This is a genomic window from Candidatus Cryosericum odellii, from assembly GCF_003570935.1.
Lineage (GTDB): Bacteria > Caldisericota > Caldisericia > Cryosericales > Cryosericaceae > Cryosericum > Cryosericum odellii.
On the sequence record NZ_QXIU01000112.1, the window covers coordinates 1 to 2,838 of the forward strand.

Consider the following 2,838-nt stretch of genomic DNA (forward strand, 5'->3'; position numbering starts at 1 on the left):
GACTTTGCATGCCTGACCGAGGGTATCTATGTTCATCCCCACAAACCGTTTTACACCTCATTGGCACACTCGGCTCAGGACTACGAGGCGACACTGCAGAAGCTCGACCAGATCTTCGCCGCGATCAGCTGAGCTGAACATCCAGTCGGCGCAGTTGTCTGGTTACCCCGAGGGGTGAAAAGAACTGAACAGGAGGGAACAACAATGAAGTCAGTTGTCATCACGTCCGCAGTCAGAACGCCCGTCGGCAACATGGGTGGGGTTTTCAGGGACATTCTGGCCGTCGAGTTGGCAAGGACAGTCCTGGAGGAAGCCGTCAAGAGGTCAGGCATCGAGAAATCCATCGTGGATGAGATCATCGTCGGGCAGGCAAAACAGAGCACGGATGCGCCCAACATCGCCAGAGTCGCCGCTCTGGAAGGCGGTTTTCCAGAAGAAGTCCCCGCGTATACGGTCCACAGGCAGTGTTCGTCGGGTTTGCAGGCTATCCTGAATGCCGTGTGGCAGATCCAGGCGGGGTATGGTGACGTGATCGTGGCTGGTGGTGTCGAGAGCATGAGCACGGCTCCCTACTACTTTCGCAGCGCGCGCTACGGTTACAAGTCTGGGAATGGTGAATTGCTCGATCCGAACACCGAGAGCCAGCCCAAGTCCCAGCCCGAGGATATCTACGGCACCTTCACCATGGGCATGACGGCTGAGAATCTCGCGGACAAGTACGGGATCACCAGGGAAGAACAGGATGAATTTGCGTATGCCAGCCACGCCAGGGCCGTCGCGGCAATCGATGCGGGCCGGTTCAAGGACGAGATCGTCCCGGTGAGCGTACGCGTTGGGAAAGCCGGGACTGTGCTTGTCGACACCGATGAGGGTCCCAGAAGAGATACGAGCCTCGAGAAGATGGCCAAGCTCAAGGCCGTCTTCAAGACGGGAGGGACGGTAACGGCCGGCAACAGCTCCAGCAGAAATGATGGAGCCGCTGCTGTCGTGGTGATGTCAGAAGAGAAGGCTGTCGAGTTGGGGATCAAGCCTCTGGCAAGATTTGTGGCAGCAGGTATCGCCGGTGTCAACCCTGTCTTCATGGGCATCGGCCCGGTGCCTGCCACGCGCAAGGCCTTGGAACGGTCAGGACTGTCACTGGGCGACATCGGCCTCATCGAGCTCAACGAAGCGTTCGCAGCTCAGAGCCTGGCGGTCATCAAGGAGTTGAGCTTCAACCGGGATATCCTCAACGTGAACGGAGGGGCCATTGCGCTGGGGCACCCACTTGGCTGCTCCGGAACGCGCATCTCGGTCACACTGATCCACGAGATGTTGCGGAGAAACACCAGGTACGGGCTCGCGACCATCTGCGTTGCGGGCGGCCTTGGTGTGTCAACGATCTTCGAGAATCTGTGCGTGTGAGAGCAGGAGGTCCTGTCTATGGCTAGTGACAAGTACAGAAGCATCGAGGACGCAATCGCCAGGGTCAAGCCGGGGTCACGCATCATGGTCGGGAGCTTTGGCCTGGCCGGATACCCCGAGGAGTTGATCGAGGCACTTGCAGCAAGTGGGACGGGTGACCTGACGATCATCAGCAACGACTTGGGTACGCCCGGCGTGGGCCTTGGCAAGCTGCTCACCAACAACCAGATCCGGTCGTTGATCGGGACCTACTACAACTGGAATCCAGAGGTGGCGGGCGCCAACAACGAAGGTCGGATCACCGTGAAACTGATTCCTCAAGGGACGTTTGCAGAAGCGATCAGAGCCGCCGGAGTGGGGATCCCGGCGTTCTTCACACCGACCGGTGCGGGAACAGACCTCGCCGCAGGCAAGGAGACCAGAGAATTTGCCGGGAGGGCGTGTGTCCTGGAAGAATCCATCCATGCCGACGTGGCGCTGATCAAGGCCTATAAAGCGGACGAGCTGGGTAATCTGGTCTACTACAAGACTGCCCGCAACTTCAATCCTGTCATGGCGATGGCGGCAGACACCGTCATAGCCGAAGTCGAAGAGATAGTCCCTGTGGGGTCCCTGGACCCTGAGTCCATAGTGACACCCCACATCTATGTAGACGTGCTGACAATGAGGAAGAGCTGAGATGCAGGCAATACTCGAACAACAGGCAAAAGAACGGATAGCTTCAGTGATAGCGCGCCACTTCGACAGCGAAGCCCAGAATGGGAGACTGTTCATCAACCTTGGTGTTGGCATTCCGACCATGGTGGCCAACTATGTCACGAGCCCCAACATCTACGTGCAGGCCGAAAACGGGATGCTCGGCGTCGGCTGTGCGGCACCGGAAGGCCAGATGGACCATGACCTGATCAATGCCGGCAGGACGTGCGTCACAGAAACTCCTGGATGCGTCTACATGGACAGCGCCGCATCCTTCGGGATGATACGGGGCGGCCACGTCGATGCCACGGTCATCGGGGCGTTCGAAGTAGATCAGAAGGCCAACATTGCCAACTGGATTATCCCCAACGGGAAGCAGCTTGGGGTCGGCGGGGCGATGGACCTCGTGACAGGAGCAAGAGAAGTCGTCATAGCCATGCAACATACCAGCAAGAACGGCAAGCCCAAGCTGGTCAAAGGCTGCACGCTTCCCATCACCGGCATCGGTGAGGCAGACATGATCGTCACCGAGTACGCCGTGTTTGTCTTCGAGAGCGGCAGGCTGATCCTCAAGGAAATCGCCCCCGAGATCACCCTCGACGAGCTCCGCGCTATAACCGACGCCGACTTCGACCTGAGCCCCGACCTCCACCTCATGCCCCTGTAACTTTCTCGGGACGGTTCCAAACTGTAACATTCTCGGGACGGTTCCAAACTGTAACATTCTCGGGACGGTTC

General features: G+C 58.5%; 3 protein-coding genes. All 3 read left to right on the forward strand.

Going from position 1 to position 2,838, the window contains the following annotated elements:
- The first annotated feature begins 204 nt into the window (after positions 1-204).
- The 3 genes from SMC5_RS04635 to SMC5_RS04645 are packed head-to-tail and all read left to right on the forward strand — an operon-like array spanning position 205 to position 2,767.
- Entirely contained in the window at positions 205-1,404 is a 1,200-nt protein-coding gene (locus tag SMC5_RS04635; protein WP_119119791.1) for a thiolase family protein, read from the forward strand.
- Between the two features lie 18 nt (positions 1,405-1,422).
- The gene (locus tag SMC5_RS04640) at positions 1,423-2,082 is read left to right on the forward strand and encodes a CoA transferase subunit A (RefSeq protein WP_119087371.1); all 660 of its coding nucleotides are present in this window, start codon (positions 1,423-1,425) and stop codon (positions 2,080-2,082) included.
- 1 nt (position 2,083) lies between these two features.
- Positions 2,084-2,767: a 3-oxoacid CoA-transferase subunit B gene (locus SMC5_RS04645; RefSeq protein WP_119087372.1), complete on the forward strand. Its 684-nt coding sequence runs from the start codon at positions 2,084-2,086 to the stop codon at positions 2,765-2,767.
- Positions 2,768-2,838 lie beyond the last annotated feature (71 nt).

Bases quoted from the DNA above. Each gene is read 5' to 3' on its own strand.
- SMC5_RS04635 (WP_119119791.1), top strand. From the start codon at position 205: ATGAAGTCAGTTGTCATCACGTCCGCAGTCAGAACGCCCGTCGGCAAC.
- SMC5_RS04640 (WP_119087371.1), top strand. From the start codon at position 1,423: ATGGCTAGTGACAAGTACAGAAGCATCGAGGACGCAATCGCCAGGGTC.
- SMC5_RS04645 (WP_119087372.1), top strand. From the start codon at position 2,084: ATGCAGGCAATACTCGAACAACAGGCAAAAGAACGGATAGCTTCAGTG.